General features: G+C 45.2%; 15 protein-coding genes and 1 pseudogene. 6 read left to right on the top strand and 10 right to left on the bottom strand.

Annotated features, from left to right (window positions below; translation table 11 throughout):
- Window positions 1–126: 126 nt before the first annotated feature.
- The 4 genes from ZYMOP_RS02370 to ruvX all read right to left on the bottom strand — a co-directional run bounded on the left by ZYMOP_RS02370 (window position 127) and on the right by ruvX (window position 4,573).
- Window positions 127–1,617 (bottom strand): cytochrome c, encoded by a 1,491-nt coding sequence (locus ZYMOP_RS02370; RefSeq protein ID WP_252507435.1) that lies wholly within the window; start codon window positions 1,615–1,617, stop codon window positions 127–129.
- 9 nt (window positions 1,618–1,626) lie between these two features.
- Window positions 1,627–3,213 (bottom strand): GMC family oxidoreductase, encoded by a 1,587-nt coding sequence (locus ZYMOP_RS02375; RefSeq protein WP_013933765.1) that lies wholly within the window; start codon window positions 3,211–3,213, stop codon window positions 1,627–1,629.
- 71 nt (window positions 3,214–3,284) lie between these two features.
- Window positions 3,285–3,863 carry a sugar dehydrogenase complex small subunit gene (locus ZYMOP_RS02380; RefSeq protein ID WP_013933766.1) on the bottom strand — a complete coding sequence of 193 codons (579 nt, stop codon included), beginning with the start codon at window positions 3,861–3,863 and terminating at the stop codon, window positions 3,285–3,287.
- 185 nt (window positions 3,864–4,048) lie between these two features.
- A complete protein-coding gene (gene ruvX, locus ZYMOP_RS02385; protein WP_013933767.1) occupies window positions 4,049–4,573 on the bottom strand; it encodes a Holliday junction resolvase RuvX in 525 nt (174 codons plus the stop codon).
- Between the two features lie 219 nt (window positions 4,574–4,792).
- Here ruvX and gatC point away from each other — a divergent pair, with 219 nt between their 5' ends.
- From gatC to gatB, 3 genes are read left to right on the top strand one after another with little or no spacing between them, the layout of a single operon-like run.
- The gene (gene gatC, locus ZYMOP_RS02390) at window positions 4,793–5,083 is read left to right on the top strand and encodes an Asp-tRNA(Asn)/Glu-tRNA(Gln) amidotransferase subunit GatC (protein ID WP_013933768.1); all 291 of its coding nucleotides are present in this window, start codon (window positions 4,793–4,795) and stop codon (window positions 5,081–5,083) included.
- A 1-nt stretch (window position 5,084) separates the two neighbouring features.
- Window positions 5,085–6,563 (top strand): Asp-tRNA(Asn)/Glu-tRNA(Gln) amidotransferase subunit GatA, encoded by a 1,479-nt coding sequence (gene gatA, locus ZYMOP_RS02395; RefSeq protein WP_013933769.1) that lies wholly within the window; start codon window positions 5,085–5,087, stop codon window positions 6,561–6,563.
- Between the two features lies 1 nt (window position 6,564).
- Window positions 6,565–8,037, top strand: a complete 1,473-nt coding sequence (gene gatB / locus ZYMOP_RS02400; RefSeq protein WP_013933770.1) for an Asp-tRNA(Asn)/Glu-tRNA(Gln) amidotransferase subunit GatB — start codon at window positions 6,565–6,567, stop codon at window positions 8,035–8,037.
- An 86-nt stretch (window positions 8,038–8,123) separates the two neighbouring features.
- On the opposite strand, the gene ZYMOP_RS02405 is transcribed toward gatB, so the two are convergent.
- From ZYMOP_RS02405 to ZYMOP_RS02420, 4 genes and pseudogenes are all read right to left on the bottom strand, one after another.
- Window positions 8,124–9,071, bottom strand: coding sequence for a LysR family transcriptional regulator (locus tag ZYMOP_RS02405; protein WP_013933771.1), 948 nt, complete (start codon window positions 9,069–9,071; stop codon window positions 8,124–8,126).
- 205 nt (window positions 9,072–9,276) lie between these two features.
- The gene (locus tag ZYMOP_RS02410; protein ID WP_013933772.1) at window positions 9,277–10,734 is read right to left on the bottom strand and encodes an efflux transporter outer membrane subunit; all 1,458 of its coding nucleotides are present in this window, start codon (window positions 10,732–10,734) and stop codon (window positions 9,277–9,279) included.
- Between the two features lie 34 nt (window positions 10,735–10,768).
- Entirely contained in the window at window positions 10,769–11,977 is a 1,209-nt protein-coding gene (locus tag ZYMOP_RS02415) for an efflux RND transporter periplasmic adaptor subunit (RefSeq protein ID WP_013933773.1), read from the bottom strand.
- Window positions 11,970–15,230: pseudogene (locus tag ZYMOP_RS02420) on the bottom strand (efflux RND transporter permease subunit). The gene ZYMOP_RS02415 and the pseudogene ZYMOP_RS02420 overlap by 8 nt, the downstream one beginning before the upstream one ends.
- Before the next feature lie 269 nt (window positions 15,231–15,499).
- Here ZYMOP_RS02420 and ZYMOP_RS02425 point away from each other — a divergent pair.
- Entirely contained in the window at window positions 15,500–16,183 is a 684-nt protein-coding gene (locus ZYMOP_RS02425) for an MBL fold metallo-hydrolase (protein WP_013933776.1), read from the top strand.
- A 72-nt stretch (window positions 16,184–16,255) separates the two neighbouring features.
- Here ZYMOP_RS02425 and ZYMOP_RS02430 read toward each other — a convergent pair whose 3' ends face one another.
- Window positions 16,256–16,879, bottom strand: a complete 624-nt coding sequence (locus ZYMOP_RS02430) for a class I SAM-dependent methyltransferase (RefSeq protein WP_013933777.1) — start codon at window positions 16,877–16,879, stop codon at window positions 16,256–16,258.
- 515 nt (window positions 16,880–17,394) lie between these two features.
- On the opposite strand from ZYMOP_RS02430, the gene ZYMOP_RS02440 reads away from it, so the two are divergent.
- Window positions 17,395–18,288: a LysR family transcriptional regulator gene (locus ZYMOP_RS02440; protein WP_013933778.1), complete on the top strand. Its 894-nt coding sequence runs from the start codon at window positions 17,395–17,397 to the stop codon at window positions 18,286–18,288.
- Between the two features lie 30 nt (window positions 18,289–18,318).
- Here ZYMOP_RS02440 and ZYMOP_RS02445 read toward each other — a convergent pair whose 3' ends face one another.
- Entirely contained in the window at window positions 18,319–18,786 is a 468-nt protein-coding gene (locus tag ZYMOP_RS02445) for a peptidylprolyl isomerase (RefSeq protein ID WP_013933779.1), read from the bottom strand.
- Between the two features lie 211 nt (window positions 18,787–18,997).
- On the opposite strand from ZYMOP_RS02445, the gene mgtE reads away from it, so the two are divergent.
- Window positions 18,998–20,470, top strand: a complete 1,473-nt coding sequence (mgtE, locus tag ZYMOP_RS02450; RefSeq protein WP_013933780.1) for a magnesium transporter — start codon at window positions 18,998–19,000, stop codon at window positions 20,468–20,470.
- Window positions 20,471–20,503 lie beyond the last annotated feature (33 nt).

Genomic DNA, 20,503 nt, shown 5'->3' on the forward strand with positions numbered 1-20,503 from the left:
GCCTCTTTTGATTTCATTCAATAACAGAAAAAAAGAGAATGCTTTTTTTGTGAAATGACAAGTTCTGACAAAAAAGGCTCTGCTGATAAAGCAGAGCCTATAATTTTTATAGAGACCTATTAATTTTTAAGCGGAATGTTTTCTCAAACGCAAACAGCCCAACAAAATGACAACCAAAATAAAGAAACCAGCCCCCGATAAAAACCAGGGCATCAATTTCATAAGAAGCGCTGGTGCGCTCTTATTAGCTCTTAAATCCGCGACCTCTGAAGCGGTCACATGGGCAATCGCTTTATTGCCAAAACGATCAAGCACATAGTTAGAGACGGCAACAATTTGATCATCCTTCAGCTCACCTGCATAGGCGGGCATCCCAACCGTTTCATCATTTGTCTTACGGGAGACACCATTTAAAATAGCCATAATCAGATTATTGGCCGTAATCCCACCCGTTGCACTATTATGATTAAGTGAAGGATAAAAATGATCGGCCGTACCCTGCCCATCCCGTCCATGACAGCTAGCACAAGCATTCATGTAAAGCATTTGTCCATCGGTAGAGGATGAATCCGTCATCGCCTGCGCTGTGCGGCTGGTGATAGGTTCAATCAGAACGGGATCAGCCGATTCTTGGGTGCCGAAGCTGAAACGGGATTGTCTGGTGCCGCTATGATCTTGCGGAGTGATAGTCTTCAGGTAAGCGGCCATAGCGTGCACATCAGCAGCCGATAGAAAGCGAAGACTGTATTCAATGGCTTCCGCCATATTGCCAGCCGCCTGTGCCTTGCCCGCGACATGGCCAGTATTCAAATAAGTAGCGATTTCTTCTTCGCTCCAGCTACCAATACCCCCGGTTTCATCCGGCGTAATATTAGGCGCATACCAACCGCTGACGAGCGCGCCCGTCATATAACGACGACGAGACTCTGCCATAAAAAAATTTCGGGGTGAATGGCAGGTACTGCAATGGGCTAAATTATCTACGAGATAGCGACCACGATTTATTTGATCACTTACTTTGGGGTTATTTTTAAAGGGTCCATCGTGAAGAAAGAGTAAATTCCAGCCAGACATCAGCAATCGGATATTAAAAGGAAAGGCCAATTTAGTGGTTGCTGCCGGTTTCTGATCGACAGGGGCAACGCCCTGCATAAAATAAGTATAAAGGGCATGGACATCTTGATCCGTCAAGCCCGCATAGGCCGTATAGGGCATAGCCGGATAGAGATAAGCACCGTCCTTTCGGATACCTTTTCGGATGGCCCGTGCGAATTCCTGTTCACTATAATTACCAATGCCCGATGTTTTAGAAGGACTAATATTAGGGGAGATGATCGTTCCCATCGGCGAAGCAATGGCAAATCCCCCCGCATAAAGCGGTGCTGTTAAGGATGCACCTCGATGACAGGCCAAACAATCCCCTGCCCTAGCTAAGTAATCTCCACGTTTTAAGATTGTATTTGAGTCATTCGTAAGGCCCTCCGAGGCTGTTGTTTTGACGTCAGATTGACTGGAAGTATGGGGAGGACTGCTGACCTGAGCTGAAGCTATAGCCGGAAGCGACAAACAGAATCCTGCTACGGACGCCAGATGGCGAAAAAATGGCCTGATCATCATAGCCCTTTCTTATACTTCACGTGCAATAGTATCGGCGATACGAATAGATAAGGCGATACCGGTAAGGGTCGGATTAACAACGCCAGCAGCAGGAATGACGCCAGTAGTTGCCAAGAAAAGATTAGGATGATCGTGGCTACGGCATTCTCCATTCACCACGGAATCGGAAGGATTATTCCCCATGATAACCGACCCCATAATATGGTCATGATTTTGCCATGCACTGACTTCATTGATGATAGTGCCGTTCATTCCAGTCGCGATACGTCGATAATCATTCATAATTATGGCTTTGGCGGCCTCGGTATAAGCAGGCACGTCATAATGAATAGATAAGGTCGGTAGCCCCAATGCGTCGCGCTTGGTAGGATGAGGTATCACCCGATTAGTCGGTAGAGGTATGGTTTCCAGCATGGAGGAAATATCAACCCAACGGGCAGCATCGTGACGAATACGCGCATCAAGTTCTTTTCCAAAAAAGCCTTGGGCAATTAATCTTTCTGCCACAGGCATATTAGGAGAAGCATTGCCGATATTGTGTTTTGAGGCTGCATAATGGCGACGATGCAAGCCATCCCGCATATTAACAATACAGGCTTCTTCAACGGTGCCGCGCCCCGCCCATAAGGGTTCATCAGATAAAAACTGAATAGCCAGACCATTATGATCCATGATGTTCCGCCCTACCTGATCAGAGGTATTGGCAACATCAGACATCAGTAATAATTTAGGGGTCTCAAAACCATGAGCGGCAACGATAAAATAGCGCGCTGTCAGCTTTTTATCTTCCCCTTTTCTACTACGATAATGAACCGCTTCAATCTTATTACCGCTTCCTTTTTCTAATTTAAAAGCCGTGGCGTTGGTCAACAATTTGACACCCGCTGTCACGGCATGGCGCGCATGGACGTCGCCACTATACATAGAGCCGATGGGGCAAACGGGCATACAGTTGTTATTACCAGAACAAGCGGGTCGTCCATCATAGGGCTGGTTGGTCGGACGTGCAGAAGGCTCTTGAATAAAACGATAACCGATCTTCCCCAGACGATCGATCATTCGGCTACTCATATAGGTAACAGCATCCGCCGGCATGGGATAATCTTTCGATCTTGGCGGGAAAAATTTACCACCCTGCCCACTTTGATCTTCATCTGCGCGTCCAGAAACACCGATCGCCTCTTCTGCTCGACAATAATAAGGCTCAAGATCATCATAAGATATTGGCCAATCCCGACCTTGACCGTAAAGGCTTTGTAGCTTCATATCATTTGGCAGATAGCGCCATGCACAGGCCGCCCAATGCCAAGTAGTTCCGCCTACCAATTTCAGCATACCGGGAAGATAGTTAAAAGATCCCGTATTCTCGATATAATCCTTGGCAAAAGAAGTCGGTGCTGAGGGTGCGTTCGGATAGGGGTCATTGTAATTTATTTTGCGGGGAGATGTCCGAAAATTTTCAGTGATCTTCCAACGTGGAATGGCCTCTCCCGCTTCAAGAATAATAACCGACTTTCCCTGACGAGCTAACTCGTAAGCCGCATTATTGCCTAGGGCACCTGAACCGATCACAATGACATCGGCGTCATATTCCATAATTACTCTTTTCTTTTGGAAATATGGGGAATTATAAAGACGGATAGATAAAAGCGCTGAAAAGGCCGCTGCTAATCCTGCTTGATAGTAGCGGGCGGATTTACCCAGTAGCTGGGGCCACCGCGGGCATAACTCGGAATGACGGTCGCATCCAAGGTAGGGCGATACATCAAGGCGCTACTATAGCTGATAAAGCGGGCGTTATCTTCCATCGCATGGCCTGCCGGTGTCCCGACATAGCCTAAATACCATGCCGAAATAATCGTCTTGGCCGTTGTCATTAAGGCATCATCCTGCCCTATAGCCGAGAGCCGTAATAAAGATGAATCTGTAATAGCTGCCGCTGCGATAGCCTGCCTCAGAGCTTGTGATTTGACAGAAAAATCGCTGTCGACAGCCAATAATGCATCCCATGTCCGGTCAGACAAACCCCGATCGAGATCATTATGTCCCGTCAGAAAGGTAGAAAGCGAATAGAACTGATCCCGTAAGGGTTTATCATTATTATCCTGTGCCAATAAAGGGGCCGTTCCCGCTGCAATAGCTGTCCCAGCTGAGAATCCTGCAACTTTCAGGAATTGTCGTCTATTGGTAGGTGTTCCCTCACCTCGAGAAGGGATTTCTTCAGAAGATTTTCTATTTGTCGGCATATTATCCACGCTTCTCAATAGGGACAGATTGTTAAATTATATTACTTTTTAATAAAAAAATAGCCCTATTGATATAATAAAATGCCAACCCCTTCATAATGAACACAAATTATAAATCGAAAACGAAATCAAAAAAATTTTATAAATTGAGAACGGTAATAATTTTTTTTGTAAAAAAATAAGTATTAAATCATTGCAAAAGAATCAATAGCACCTTGAAGAATATAAGCCGCTGCCATTTTATCAACAACTTCACTTCGTCTTGCACGGCTGGCATCTGCTTCGAGTAAAGTTCTTGTGACCGCTTTGGTGGACCAGCGTTCATCCCACATCAGCACCGGCAAGCCTAACGGTTCCATATTCCTTGAAAAAGCACGAACAGACTGTGTTCTAGGGCTATCGGTACCATCGAGACTAAGCGGCAATCCGATAACCAGTCCTTTTATTTGCTGCTTGGTTATAAATTGTTTTAACAATTCAAAATCGAGTGTAAATTTTTTACGCCTGATCGTCTCAGATGGGCTGGCAATAATCCACTGGCTATCACAAACAGCAAGACCAATCGTTTTTGTACCGACATCTAATCCGGCTAGTCTGCCGCCTGACGGCAACGCTTCCCGAAAAAGCTTAAGCTCCTGTTGTTTTTTCTGAATAGTGTCGTTCACTTTATCATTGATAAAAAAAGATTGATCATCCTTATCAAAAGGCATGTAAGAGTCCTTATTGTGTCTGGCTTTTTCGGCCATCTATTAAAAACATTCTGTATCAGGATTTTTTTTAAGACAGAGTAATTTTTTTCTAAAAATCGAGCCTTTTTCGCTAAAAATTCAAGAAAAAAACGCGTTGGTCTCTTAATTATGAAGCGCTCTTTTATAACAGTAGGGTGTTCTGCACTTGAAGCAAATCTTTACGGGTGCTAGCGCAAAACTATGTCCGTCATAGATGCCAGCACTGTTCGCAAAATAGCGAAACTCGCCTGCATCGCTGTAACTGAAGAAGATGTTACCGCGATGGTTCCTGAACTCAACGCCATATTGGGTTGGGGTGAGCAGCTATCCGCTATCGATACCGATGGCGTTGAGCCGCTTACCTCGGTTATCGCCCAGTCGCAACGCCTAAGAAAAGACGAAGTCACCGTCTCTGATATGCGGGATGCGCTGCTTGCCAATGCGCCTGAAGCAGAACATGGCTTTTTTACTGTGCCTAAGGTAATCGAATAATATGGCCCATATTACTGATCTCGGTGTTACCGAATTACGCGATGGTATCGCAAAGGGCGATTTTTCTGCCCGAGAAGTCGCTGAAAATTTCATTGCAGCGACCGATGCAGGAAAATCGCTGAATAGCTTTATTACCCTTACCCCCGATCATGCCCTTGCAAAAGCGGATGAAGCTGACAAAGCGCGTGTCGCTGGCACATTAAAACCGTTATCGGGTGTGCCCTTGGGTATTAAAGATTTGTTTTGCACAAATGGCTATCGTACCACTGCCGCAAGTAAAATTTTAGATAATTTCATTCCGCCTTATGAATCCAGTATCACTGAAAAGCTGTTTTCTGCGGGAGCTGGTATGATCGGCAAACTGAATCTTGATCAGTTCGCTATGGGATCATCCAACGAAACCAGCGCTTTTGGCAATGTCATTTCGCCATGGAAAAGAAAAGGGGATAACGTCGATATTACTCCCGGCGGATCATCGGGTGGATCGGCGGCGGCGGTTTCTGCCAGATTAATTCCTGCTGCAACGGGTACCGATACGGGTGGTTCTATTCGTCAGCCAGCATCCTTTACAGGTATTGCCGGAATCAAGCCGACTTATGGTCGCTGTTCCCGCTATGGTGTTATTGCCTTTGCTTCTTCTTTGGATCAGGCAGGTCCCATGGCGCGTTCGGTGAAAGACTGTGCCGCTTTACTAGAAGTGATGGCGGGTTTTGATCCCAAAGATTCTACCTCAATCGACGTAGCCGTTCCTGATTGGGAAAAACTGCTTTCTTCCGATCTTAAAGGTAAAACCATTGGTATTCCAAAAGAATATCGGGTGGATGGTATGGCCGACGAAATCGAGAAGCTTTGGCAGCATGGTATTAAAATGATGCAGGATGCCGGTGCCAAGATTGTAGAAGTATCTCTGCCCCATACTCATTATGCCTTGTCTGCCTATTATATTATTGCTCCAGCAGAAGCTTCTTCCAATCTTGCCCGTTATGATGGAGTGCGTTACGGAGAACGCGTAACGCCTGAAAATGGCAATCTTGTTGATATGTATTCAGCTACCCGCGCGGCAGGTTTCGGGTATGAAGTGAAACGTCGGATTATGATTGGCACCTATGTGCTATCTGCCGGTTTTTATGATGCGTATTATATTAAAGCCCAAAAAGTCCGCGCGCTGATTGCTCGTGATTTTGAAACTGCTTTTCAAAAATGTGATCTTTTGTTGACCCCTGCCACGCCAACGGCCGCTTTTGGTTTGGGTGAAAAACAGGATGATCCTTTGTCCATGTATTTAAATGACGTCTTTACCGTTCCGGCTTCATTAGCAGGCTTACCGGCAATGACGGTACCTGTTGGTCTGAATGAAAAAGGTTTACCCCTTGGTCTACAATTGATCGGCAAGCCTTTAGACGAACAGGGTGTTTTAAATGCCGGTCTCGCTTTAGAAGAACGGGCCGGATTCACCAGCCTGCCGGAGAAATGGTGGTAAGATGGAAAAATATATTCTTGAAGGTGCGACCGGCAGTTGGGAAATTGTCGTTGGGCTAGAAGTCCATGCACAGGTTATTTCTAAGTCAAAGCTATTTTCAGGGGCGGCTACAACCTTTGGGGCAGAGCCTAATGCACAGGTAGCGCTGATTGATGCGGCGATGCCCGGTATGTTGCCCGTTGTTAACCGCGAATGTATCCGTCAGGCTGTTCGGACGGGGCTTGCGATTAAAGCGGTTATCAACCGTGTTTCCAAATTTGATCGTAAAAACTATTTTTACGCTGATTTGCCGCAAGGTTATCAAATATCGCAACTTTATCATCCCATCGTTGGTGAAGGCAGTTTGCTGATTGATGTCGACGGTGAAGAACGCGAAATCGGCATTGAACGCATCCATGTTGAACAGGATGCCGGTAAATTGATGCATGATCAGCATCCGACTAAATCCTATGTAGATTTAAATCGCGCTGGCATTGCATTAATGGAAATTGTTTCCAAACCTGATATTCGGTCTCCGGCAGAAGCAGGTGCTTATATCCGTAAATTACGGGCAATTCTGCGCTATGTTGGTTCTTGTGATGGAAATATGGAAGAAGGCTCGATGCGGGCTGATGTCAATGTTTCCGTTCGCAAGGCTGGTGAAGAGTTCGGAACGCGTTGTGAAATCAAAAATGTAAACTCAGTACGTTTCGTACAAGCTGCGATTGAATATGAAGCCCGCCGTCAGATCGAAGTGATCGAAGAAGGGGGCACAATCATTCAGGAAACGCGGCTGTTCGATCATGATAAGGGCGAGACGCGGTCATTGCGCTCAAAAGAAGATGCGCATGACTATCGCTACTTCCCTGATCCTGATCTTTTACCTTTGGAACTGACAGAAAGTTTCATTGATGAATGCCGCGAAAGTTTGCCGGAATTACCGGATACCAAACGTCAGCGCTATATCACGCAGCTAAATTTAACGCCTTATACAGCGTCGGTTATCACAGCAGATCATGAAACCGCCGCATGGTTTGAATCGATGCTGGAATATTTTAAACAGCCCGATGCAAAAATTGCAACGGCGGCAGCCAATTGGCTCACGTCTGATTTATTCGGTGCGTTAAAAAGACTGGGTCGAGATATTACAGATAGTCCGGTTTCCCCTAAACAGGGTGCTGAACTGGTCGGTTTAGTCGCTGATGGTACGCTGTCAGGTAGTCTCGCTAAGCAAGTCTTTGAGATCATGCTTGAAAATGGCCAAGATCCAGCCCAGATTGTGGAAGAACGGGGCTTAAAACAGAACAGCGATACGGGGGCCATTGAAGCGGTTATCAACAAAATTCTGGAAGATAATCAGGACAAAGTTGAACAATACCGCGGCGGTAAAGACAAGCTGTTTGGCTTCTTTGTCGGCCAGACTATGCGTGCGATGGCAGGCAAGGCCAATCCCGCTGTTGTAAATGAGCTTTTGAAAAAAGCATTGGCTGTCTAAATAATTAGTCATAAATTTAAAAAGCCACCAGGATATATCTGGTGGCTTTTTTTATATAAGTTATTCTAAAATTATCTATCTTTAGATTAGCTCAGCGGATCTAACATGAAATCATGAGAGCTTGTTTCATCAAGCGGAAATTTAGAATGGGTATGAAGGTAATCAATTAAAACTTTCAGTTTACGTGATATACGAGGCCGTGCAGGATAATAGAGTACAAGCCCTGAAGTAGGCGGGCTCCAATCTTCTAACATGCGTACTAATCGCCCTTCTTCAATAAAACGTTCGACGTACCCATTCACCGTATAGATCACGCCTAACCCATCCAAAGCAGCCTGAACCATAACCGCCAAATCACCGAGAATAAGACGACCATCAATATTGATCATCAAATTTTCATTTTTATTGGTAAAATTCCAACGCTGGATAATCTCACCCGATGTTCGCCGGAATTTAATGCACTCATGGGTTAATAAGTCGCGTGGATGACGCGCTATGCCCCGTTTCGCAATATATTCAGGTGAAGCGACTACAGACCACATCATAGAAGGGCCAATGCTAACGCTGGTTACATCTTTTTCGACGAAACCACCAAAACGAATACCCGCATCAAAACCATGACTGGATAAATCAATCATCGTGTTATCGATGGCGATTTCCATTTTCATTTCAGGATAGGTTTCCAGAAAATCCCGTAGTAAAGGCCGTAATGCCAGAAGATAACCTGCGCGGGGCATAATAAGACGCAAGAGACCCGAAGGCGGCCCACCATCATCCCCAACATCAGTAGAAGCGCTGATAAGTTCATCTACTGCCGGTTGAACCCTTGCTAAAAAGCGGGCACCGGCATCTGTCAAATGCACACTTCGGGTCGTTCGGTGGAAGAGCATCACCCCTAATCGATGCTCTAAGGCTCGAATAGATTGGCTGACGGCTGAGGGAGAAACCCCAAGACGTTGTGCCGCAGAAGAAAAATTCGCCAGTCTGGCTACACAGACAAAAGCGACCAGACCATCAAGCTGATTTTGTCGCATAAAAGTCGAACGCGCCCATTCCTAAATGATGATGCTGTTATAAAAACAACAGCATCAAGTTCCGCATAAAAAAACAAATCTTATCTTAAAAATTATACCTATTGTAATTGGCAAGATAGGAGGTGATTTGTTTTAGACTATATTTTCGTATAAAAATTATATATTTATATAATAATATATTACTTAAATTTACTATATAATTTATCTAAGAAGATTTCCATCCTCCCCCAAAAGAACGGATCAAGCCGACTCCAGCTTGTAAGCGCTGTGTTTGAATAACAATAGCCTCACGGCGATTTTGCAATTCAGCCGTTTGGGCGATCACGACTTCCAGATAATTGGCAGCCCCTTCTTTGTAACGAATAGTCGCAAGGTTATTCGCACGCCTTGCCGCCGTAACAGCATATTCCTGATCGGTATGCGCATTAGCTAACCAATTAGCTAATGCCAGCTGATCTTCAACATCCTGAAAAGCTTTCAAGACGGTATTCCGATAAGCCGCTGCTGCCGCATCAAAATCAGCCCGAGCCTCTTTTACTCTGGCGCGACGACGGCCACCCTGAAATAGAGGTAAAACCCCCATAGCAGGCCCCAAAGCCCAAAAACCAGAAGGGGCAGATAATAAATTAGAGGCCGCAGAATTGGATCCGCCATCGGCTGATAAAGAAATAGTAGGAAAAAACGCAGCGCGAGCAGAACCGATAGCAGCATTAGCGGCTGCCATACTCCGTTCTGCGGATGCAATGTCTGGCCGCCTTTCTAAAAGCTGCGAAGGAACGGAAACAGGTATGACAGGGGGACTATTAATTTGATCAACGGGATCAATTGAAAAATTGCTGGGTTGTTCACCAATTAACGCCGCAATTGCATGTTCCATCAAGGCACGGCTTGACATTACTTGGGAAAGCTCTGCCCGTGCCGAAGAAAGCTGCATGCGCGCACGCTCAACATCGACCCCAGAAACTGCCCCGCCATCATGTCGAGCAACAGTTAACTGCAAAGCGCGCATATAAGCAGCCACAGTCTCACGATATAAGGCCGCTTGTGCATCCAAGCCCCTTAATCGCATATAGTCATCGGCTAACTCAGCTTGCAAACTGAGCCGAACTGATCCCATATCGGCAGCACTGGCCTGAGCCATCGCTTTACCTGCCTTGATCATATTACGAATGCGACCCCAAACATCGACTTCGTAACTGATACTGCCACCCGCAATAGCAGGATTATAAATATAAGGGCTATGGGTACTACCGGGATATCTAAAGACCCGTTGTCTTGTAATACTGCTGTCTATACTGATTGAGGGAAATAAACCGGCACGGGATTCCTTCACATAGGCCTGTGCGCGTTGATAATGGGCTAAAGATTCCGCCAATTCTGGACTATTTTTTTCAATACGGTCTTCAAGATCATTCAGTCGATCATCATTAAATATACGCCACCATGTGCCCCGTGGTAAGGCATCTGCCGGCTGTGCCGAAGTCCAAGCCCCGCCCTCTTTAAACGTAATCGGCATGTCTTTAATGTCATTAGCCGTCGGCGTATGATAGGGCGGTGCAAAAGAGCAGCCTGACATGAATCCGCCTAAAAGAACGGTGCCGATTAAAGAAAAAGACGATAGTTTTTTCAATATAGGGCTGCACCGATTTTTAGAAGTTTTCATAGCCTTAGGCAACGCCACTCCCAAAAAGGTCTCTCTATTTATCATGGGCGGCCCCATCAGATTTAGAATCAGGCCGGACAAGATCGTTTTCAGCAATGTCATCCATAGGACTATCAATCACACGATCGCTACGCGATATGCCTCCTGCCAATTCAATCTGGCGACCGAGATCGCGTGTAATCTTAATGATATGCAGATGGACATGATTTTGCGCATCAATAGTAGCCACTGTCATACCTTCCTGACGGAATAAAACAGCACTGGCGGGAACACGCACAATATTAGACGGTGTGGGTAAGGTGAATTCAACCTGTGTATAAGAACCGGGTTTCAAAGCATGATCCGCATTCTCTGCCGCCATTTGAACTAACATTGTTCCGCTGGCAGGCGTTACCGCATGGTTAGTATCAACATAAGTGGCATGAAAAGTCCGGTCTGGATATTCCGGTAAATGTAAAACTGCCGTGATGCCGGGCTTGATTTGTGCGGCATAAGCCTGAGGCACATTGACATAAACACGCATCTTATGAATATCAGAAACCGTAAAAAGGGGTTGCTGAGCATTATTAGCGTTTGAGGTACCCCCGATAATCAAGGCCCCAATATCAGTTGCACGTCCTGTGACGACCCCATCGAACGGAGCGACAAGCTGCTTAAAACCAATTAAAGCACGCAGCCGATCAACTTCAGCCGATGCCTCATGTTCCATAGCAACCCGTGCCGCATAATTAGCCTTTTTCTCATCGGCTTCTTGTTGGGAAACAGCATCTTCTGCAATCAGCTTTTGCCAACGATCCGAAGTCGTTTGCGCTAGAGCCCGCTGCGCCGCTGCGGTCGCCAAACTGGCTTTTGCTGCGGCATATTGCTGATCGAGATCAGGCGCGTCGATTAAACCCAATATCTGGCCTGTTTTAACGGAGGCTCCAATATCTGTGTACCAGATTTTAAGATATCCACTGGTACGGGCATAAACAGGTGCCTGATACCATGCATTTACCCGTCCGGGCAAAGTCAGGGTGCTGGTTCCGGGGGCCTCGGTCGGTGATATAACAGCGACACTCGGAATAGCCTCGTTTTCTGTCCATTTTTTAACGGTATGCTCGGTCTGATAGCGACTGTAAATTCCATAGCCTGCTACACCCACAAGCACACAAAGGGTAATAATACCAACCCATTTTAATCTATGATTTTCTTGCTTTTCATGATTTTTGTGCTGGGCCTTTGCGTCCTGCGTATCATGCATAGACTTCTCCATTGGTACCATCGCCTTTATCAGGCCCTTTTTTAGTATCCGGACGGTCGTCTTCCGACGGGTCGGCATGTTCAGGAAAATTCGGATTTATCTTGGGATCTTTACGATGCATCAAAGAAAAAAGAGAAGGCACAAAGAGTAAAGACGCGGTGGTCGCAATAATCAAGCCACCTACAACAGCACGCCCCAAAGGCGCATTCTGCTCGCCTCCATCGCCTAAACCTAATGCCATAGGAAGCATACCAATAATCATAGCAAGCGCCGTCATTAAGACCGGCCTGATACGAGTGGCACCGGCTTCAAGCGCCGCCTGTGCAGAGCTAAAACCCTCTTCCATCTTTTCACGGCAAAAACTGATAACCAGAACAGAGTTAGAAGTGGCAACCCCCATGCACATAATCGCCCCTGTTAAGGCCGGCACAGATAAAGGCGTCTTTGTAACAAAGAGCATCCAAACGATGCCTGCCAAAGCACCGGGTAACGCCGCAATGACGATAAACGGATCAAGCCATGATTGGAAATTAATAACAATCAAAAGATAGATCAGAACAATGGCGCCTAAAAGACCAAAACCCATTCCTTTAAATGCGGTATTCATGGTTTGATATTGCCCCCGCAACGTTACGGTTACGCCTAAGGGTTTTTGTTTTTCCATTTTTTGGAAAACCTTCAGAATATCATTCGTAACCGCCCCGAGGTCACGGCCCTGAATAGCCCCATAAATTTCAAATAAAGAGGCCAAGTTATATTGAGAGGTAACCGCGCTACTATGGGTTCGGATAATGGGTCCCAAGGCTCCCAATATTTGCGGTTCAGGGGAATACATTGCCTGCCCAGAAATAGGCACATTGCTAAGATGGGGCAGACTATCGACCATATATTCAGGCGTTTGGGCGACAACAGGATAAGAAACCCCGTTTTTAGGATCGACCCAAAAAACAGGAGCTAACTGTGAAGAACCCGCAAGGGATGTTCCAAGGCTGTTCGTGACATCTTGTTCCTTCAACCCCAACTGGGCGATACGAGAACGATCAATTTTGACTGTAAATTCGGGATAAGCTGAAGATTGCTGAATACGGCTATCAACCAGTCCCGGAATTTTACGCACTTCTCTTAACAAGATACGAGCATAAGCCTCGTCATCCTCAGGATTGCGGCCCGTTACCTGAATATCAATGGGAGAAGGCGAACCAAAATTTAAAATCTGGGAAACGATATCTGCGGGTAAGAAAGCAAAGGTTTCTTCGGGATATTCATGCGGCAATATTTCCCGCAATCGCTTGATATATATATCCGAAGGTGCATGATCTTCCGTAAGGCTGATCATGATATTTCCGTCTTGCATACCGATAGAACCCGTTGCGTCATAGGTTGTATTGATAGCACTCGAAGAAATACCGATATTATCAACAACCGAGCGCAACTGATCCGCCGGAATAATGGTACGAATCCGGCTTTCGATACGGGCAAAAATAGCTGAAGTTTCTTCAATACGCGTGCCGATCGGCGCTCTGACATGCAGCGTGATAGAACCTGAATCGATTGAAGGGAAAAAATTTCGCCCTAAAAATGGGGATAGAGTAAAGGACAAAATAACAAAGGCATAAAAGGCGATAATAAACAGCCAGCCTAACCGCAAAGCTTTTTCTAAAAGATGGACATAACCCAGCCGCATCTTTTCAAAGTGATGTTCAAAACCCTGTTGAAATCGTACAAAAAAATTAGAAGATCTAGGTGTATTTTCCGGATCACCCTTGTGGGGAATCGGCTTTAATAAATACATTGCTAGAGTTGGGACAAGCGTCCGTGATAGCAAGAAAGAAGCCAACATAGCAAAGATAACCGACATACCCATCGGGGCAAATAAGAAGCCCGCAATACCCGGTAAAAAGAACATCGGAACAAAGGCAATACAAATACAAAGCGTTGAAACCAGCGCAGGCGTTGCAATTTGCATCGCGCCATCAATAATAGCAGGAATAACGTCTTTACCATGTTCTAGATGCCAGTTGATATTTTCGATAGTGACTGTTCCGTCATCCACCAAAATACCGACAGCGAGCGCTAATCCCCCTAAAGTCATAATATTAAGGGTTTGACCAAAAGCCGATAGCAAACCAAGCGCTGCCATAATAGCCAATGGAATAGAAATCGCGATAATAACCGTTGAACGCCATGATCCCAAAAATAACATGATCATAAGACTGGTTAAGACAGCGGCTATAGCGGCTTCTCTTGCTACGCCTGAAATAGCTTATTTCACAAAGATAGCCTGATTAGTCAGGGCTTCGACACGCAGGCTGCTGGGTAAACCGACAAGTAGACTTGGTATTTTAGCTAAAATACCGGCAGCAACCGAAACCGTAGAGGCAGACCCGTTTTTATAAACGGTCAGAAGAACCGAGCGCGCCCCGTCAACATGCACCACGTTAGTTTGCGGTGCAGAACCATCACGGACATGGGCGACATCACTAATGTAAACGGTCGCCCCGTTGATAGTTTTTATCGGGAGATGATTAAGCTGTTCCGTTGATCCGGGAACATTATTCAAACGCACATTATATTGATAAGGCCCGATTTTGGCAAAACCGGCCGGTGTAATCTGAGTTTGTTGTGCGATAGTATTGGAAACATCTTCGGCGGTTAAACCCTTTGACTGTAAGGCATGAGGATCGACGTCAAATTGAATCTGACGTACGCGTCCCCCCCAAGGATAAGGGATAGCTGATCCCGGGACAGTGATAAGCCCTGCCCGTACTGCATTAAAGCTAAGATCATTTAACTGCTGTTCGGTTAAGCCTTTACCATGCACGGAAAGCTGTAAAATAGGAACCGTCGAGGCACTATAATTCAAAATTAAAGGTGGATTAATCCCACGGGGTAAGGATCGAAGAACCGTTTGGGCGCTTGCGGTAATTTGAGCATTAGCCAATCGGATGTCTGTTCCGGGTTGAAAGAAAATTTTAACAATACCAAAATTGGCAATCGCCATGGCTTCCAGATGATCGATATTGTTAACGACCGTCGTCATGGACCGTTGATAAGGTGTATTGATACGACTTTGAATATCATCAGGGGACATACCCTGAAATTGCCAAATAACGGCGACAATCGGAATTTTAATATCCGGGAAGATGTCAGTAGGCGTTTTAAAAGCAGATAAGACACCGACGATCAGAATCATTACCGCCATAACAATAAAGGTATAGGGGCGACGTAGGGCAATGCGTACCAGCGCGAGCATAAGCGGTGTTCCAGATCGTTGATACGAATCCTTGTTTGATCGACTATTTTAATCCAACCAAACAGGCAAAAAAGTTAATGCGTCGTTGCTGCTGTTTTACAGCCGATTTATGTCTGATATGCAACGTAAAATTTCAGACGTTAAGTAACAAATTTCTATAGAGTGTTTGAAGAATTTCTACATAATGGGCTTTCCAGTTAATCCGTTGCACTATCAAAAGAGTGCCTTTAAAAGGTATAAATCTGGCTTTTTTGTGGGTGATTATGGTCATGCCTTCCCTTTCTTCTTTCGAAAAACCGCCATTACGAGCGACCATTATACCGGTAACACCTCTACGACAAAATTGTAGTTTGATTTGGTGCCATGAAACAAAAGTCGGTGCGATTATTGATCCGGGTGGGGATTTACCCCTTATTCTCGACTCTATCGCAAAATATGGGGTAAGCGTCGAAAAAATTTTAATCACCCATGGTCATTTTGATCATTGTGGGGCTGCTGCGGTTCTAAGTCGAACCTTGAATATTCCTATTATCGGCCCTCATAAGGCAGACCAGTTCTGGATTGACCAGATTCCTGAAAATGCTCAACAATATGGATTTGAGGCAGAAAGCTTTATACCGAATAGTTGGTTAAACGACCTAGATAAAATTGATCTTGGAAACCAGATTATTATAACCCGTCATTGTCCGGGACATACACCGGGACATGTGGTTTTTCATCACGCCCCTTCGCGTTTGTCCATAGTTGGGGATGTGTTATTTAAAGATTCTATTGGTCGTAGCGACTTCCCGGGCGGTGATCCCCAAGCTTTAATTACTTCTATCACTGAAAAATTATGGCCAATGGGTAATGAAACTGCGTTCATTCCCGGTCATGGACGCCCTTCTACTTTTGGTGCGGAACGCGCACATAACCCTTTTGTTGCGGATGCCGTTTTGGCCCGAATGCCCTGATAAAATCAGGGCATTAATCAGGACAGCACATAATTTTAAAGGGACCAAAAAATCTCGAAAAAATTATTTTTATTACTTCCATGCCCAATAAAGCTGGGCAGGCGGAATATTGATCCATTCCATTTCGTGGTCAATATTGGGGAAAACAGGATCAAGAAAGTTTTTTACCTTAGGCGAAAACTGGTAAACTAAAAAAGCACCGCCCGGTCGTAAAGCCGCGCCCGTTTCTCGGGCGATGATGGTTCCAACGCCTTCAGGTAAGGTCGAAAAAGGCAAACCGGACAAGATGAAATCGGCATGATCAAAACCATGTTCCGCAATGATTTTTTGGACATCAGCGGCTGACCCATTAACCGGTATAAAGCGGGGGTCCCGAATCGTCCGTTTTAAATAAGCGATAAAATCGGGATTAGTATCTATGGCAATCAAGGTGGCATCAGGGGCCATCCGGTTTAAAACGGGGCCACAGAAAGTACCAACCCCGGGCCCATATTCAACAAACAGCTTGGTATTCTGCCAGTCGGTTTTTGATAGCATCCGGTTAATCAGTTTTTGCGATGACGGAATAATAGATCCCACCATCACCGGATGCTTCAGAAAGCCTTGAAAAAACATCGATAAAGGGCCGGATTCATGCATCTGTGTTTGCTTATTATGAGCCTGTTTCAAGGTATCATCTGCGGAAGATCCTGTCATCGCTACTCCACAACTCATCAAATATCTGGGGCAGGAAGTGCCCGCGAAGGCCTTTGGTTCGCATAAATCATCATGTCAAGGCAAGCGTTGCGATTAATTATTCGCAGAAAACGAGACTAAATCTACTAAATATCACTAAAGATTTTTTCATTTCGGATGAAAATAGCCAGAATAGCGCGCTTTTTTTCGGCGTTAGATCAAAAACAGAAGATATTTTTCAATTAAAATTGAGAACAAAAACTATTGTCACCGTTGTCATAAAAAAAAAGGTCGACCAAAAGGTCGACCACAGTATTAGGAGAGGATGCCTGAAAGGCCTAATCTTAATGGGCGTTTCAAATAGATTCTGCAATTGCTAAAAAAAACAGTGCAGTTGCATTTTTTGCAATTATAACAAGGTTAAAATTCCAATGATACCGCTAGACATGCACAAAATGAAAGCTTCGGGGCATATCAGGCGTTAAAAGGATATTTTAAAGCACTAAAAAGAACAAAAAATAACGAGAGGAATGACTATGCGAAGGTTACCGCCTTTAATCGCTATTGAGGCTTTTGTGCAGGTCGCAAGACTAGGTTCGATCAAGGCGGCAGCAGAAGAACTAGCCTTATCATCTCCGGCTTTAAGTCGGCGGATTCAACAGTTAGAACGATTTGTTAATCGACGTCTTTTTGACAGACAGCATCAGGCTATGCGGCTTAATGGTGATGGGGAAACGCTTTATAATCGTCTTGGGCCTGCTTTGGATATTTTGGCCGAAGCCGTTGAAATTTCGACAAGTGGTGGTCATGAGTTATTGCGCTTACGATTGGGGGTTTCTCCGCTTTATGCTTCTTCTCAAAATTTAATGAAGAGGATGGCTAATTTACGCGCCTATCATCCAGAACTTCACATCGATATTGATACAGCCCCCCACGCTTTATCCCGTTTGGGGGAAGGTCTGGACGTAGCTATTGCCCTCGCGCGGGAAATGGATCCGGCTTTTTATTCTTATCGGTTAGGCCTTAATAAAATTATGCTTTTTGTTTCCACTTCGTCCACAGAAGGCAATAAAATTTTAGAAAAGCCCGAAGATCTCGCCCATCAGACGTTATTTTTACATCGCGAAATGCCTGATAATTTTACCACATGGCGAGAGGCGATAGGCATGCCCAAGTTAGAACCTGCGGCTATAGATTTTTTCGATTCGGGGCAGTTGATGCTGGATGCGGCCGCAAACGGTATGGGCATTGCCTGTTTGCTGGATTGTCATTACACGGATAACTATCGTCAACTTTTAAAACCATTATTTAATACCGACGTTGACAGCCCCTATAGTTATTGGTTTGCCTGTCGCCGATCTTCGTTAAGCCGTCGGCCTGTCCGGTTATTTCACGAATGGCTGATCAATCCACCTTCTCCGAATAAATAGGATAGATTAATCAGCCGAATCGATAGGGTGCTATTTATCAGATGCAATCTTTGCTTTTTTGATTTTACCCGGTTTTACAGGTGGCTCACCCTTGGGTAAAGCGTCGATATGTTCCATACCGTCGATTACCTCACCCCAAACGCTATATTGGCGGTCAAGGAAGGTTGCGTCATCAAAACAGATAAAAAACTGACTGTTTGCAGAATGCGGATATGAAGTACGTGCCATAGAGCACACGCCTCTTACATGCTTTGCATCAGAAAATTCAGCCTGAAGATCAGGTTTTTCAGAACCAGACATGCCGGTTCCGGTTGGGTCGCCCCCTTGGGCCATAAATCCCGGAATGACACGATGAAACACAACGCCATCATAAAAACCTTCACGAGTCAGTTCTTTGATGCGTTCCACATGTTTAGGGGCGAGGTCTGGACGGAGACGAATAGTGACATCACCGTCATCCAACGTCAGGATTAAAAGATTATCGGGATCATCAGCCACAACAAGGCCTCCTTAGTCGAAAAATTACAAGACTGTTTAACTAGGCGGTTACTGCTATAGATGCCAGCGTTTTTCCCTTTTGACATAATATGATAGAGGCCATCTTCTCTCATACATCTGGGAAAGGACGGATTTCTGATATCTCATCACAAAAAATAATGAATACGGGGCGTATTCAAGTGGGACAGTATCCGAAGAGGAGGGAACGGATATGAAAAAGAATACTGTTAATGACTCTGATACAGGCATTAATCATCAGGGAACAGAGACCTGGCCCGAAAAAACTGATGAGAATAAGGTGGATGAATGGCAAAATTTGCCGAATACGCCTGAAGAAGAAAGCCGCTTGGCTAATGAATTCGTCCGTCAAATCGTATCCTGCGTTGAAGCGGGCGACAATGAAACCGTTTATGCCTTAGTGGCACCACTCCACCCTGCGGATATTGCAGAATTATTTGCCCAAGCGCCCGTTGAGATCCGCCGTCCTTTAGCCGCCGCCATTACTGATTTGATGAGTGGTGAGGTTATTTCCGAAATGAATGAATGGGTGCGGGAGGATCTGTTAAAGGCTCTTACGCCTCAAGAAATAGCGAATATTGTTGCCCAGCTTGATTTAGATGATGCCGTTGTTATCATCAGTGAATTAGATCCCCAGAAACAGCAGGAAACCTTGCAGTTAATGGCATCCGATGATCGGTTAGCTATTGAACGCGCGCTCTCCTTTCCTCTGGAATCTGCTGGCCGCTTAATGCAGCGGAATCTAATCGCTGTGCATGAAAAAATGACAGTTGGGGACGTCATTCATTATCTTCGACAAAATGATGATTTAACGACTGACTTTTGGGAAATTTTTGTCGTCGATCCATCCCATCGGCCCATTGGTACTTGCAAGCTATCATGGATTTTAAGAACACCTCGCCACGTCTTAATTTCTGATATTATGCAACCGGAACAAACCCTCATTCCTGTCACAATGGATCAAGAAGAAGTCGCACTTCGATTCCAAAAATATGGTTTGATTTCTGCAGCAGTTATCGACGAATCTGGCCGTCTCGTCGGTATGATTACGGTTGATGATATTATTCATATTATTCGGGAAGAAGCCGATGAAGATATTCTAAAAATGTCAGGGGCTGGTGATGGCGACATCAACGAGCCGGTTTTTGACAGTTACAAAAGCCGTGTACGTTGGTTGATTACCAATTTGGGCACGGCGTTAGTCGCTTCAACTATCATTGGTTTTTTTGAAGGCACCATTGCCCATATGGTAGAATTGGCAACTTTAATGCCGATTGTCGCAGGTGTAGGCGGCAATGCCGGATCGCAAACTATGGCCGTAACTGTGCGGGCGCTTGCCACCAATCAGTTGACCAGTTCCAATTCTGTGCGTTCTATTATCCGTGAAATGCGTATTGCCTTCTTAAATGGTATTTCAGTCGCTATTGTTCTTGGAATCGGAACCTGGCTTGTCTTTCATAATATTTTACTGACAGAAGTTATCGCCACCGCCATGATGGGCAACATCATTATTGGCGGTTTAGCAGGTGTATTAGTGCCATTAACTTTTCACCGGGCAAAGGCAGATCCGGCTGTTGCCTCATCTATTTTTGTAACTATGACGACGGATTCCATGGGGTTTTTAACCTTTTTAGGTTTGGCAACGGTAAGTGGTCTGACAGGGTAAAATTTTCTTATCGTTGCTTTCCCAAGAATATTC

The sequence above is a fragment of the Zymomonas mobilis subsp. pomaceae ATCC 29192 genome (assembly GCF_000218875.1).
In the GTDB taxonomy this organism is placed as follows: Bacteria; Pseudomonadota; Alphaproteobacteria; order Sphingomonadales; family Sphingomonadaceae; genus Zymomonas; species Zymomonas pomaceae.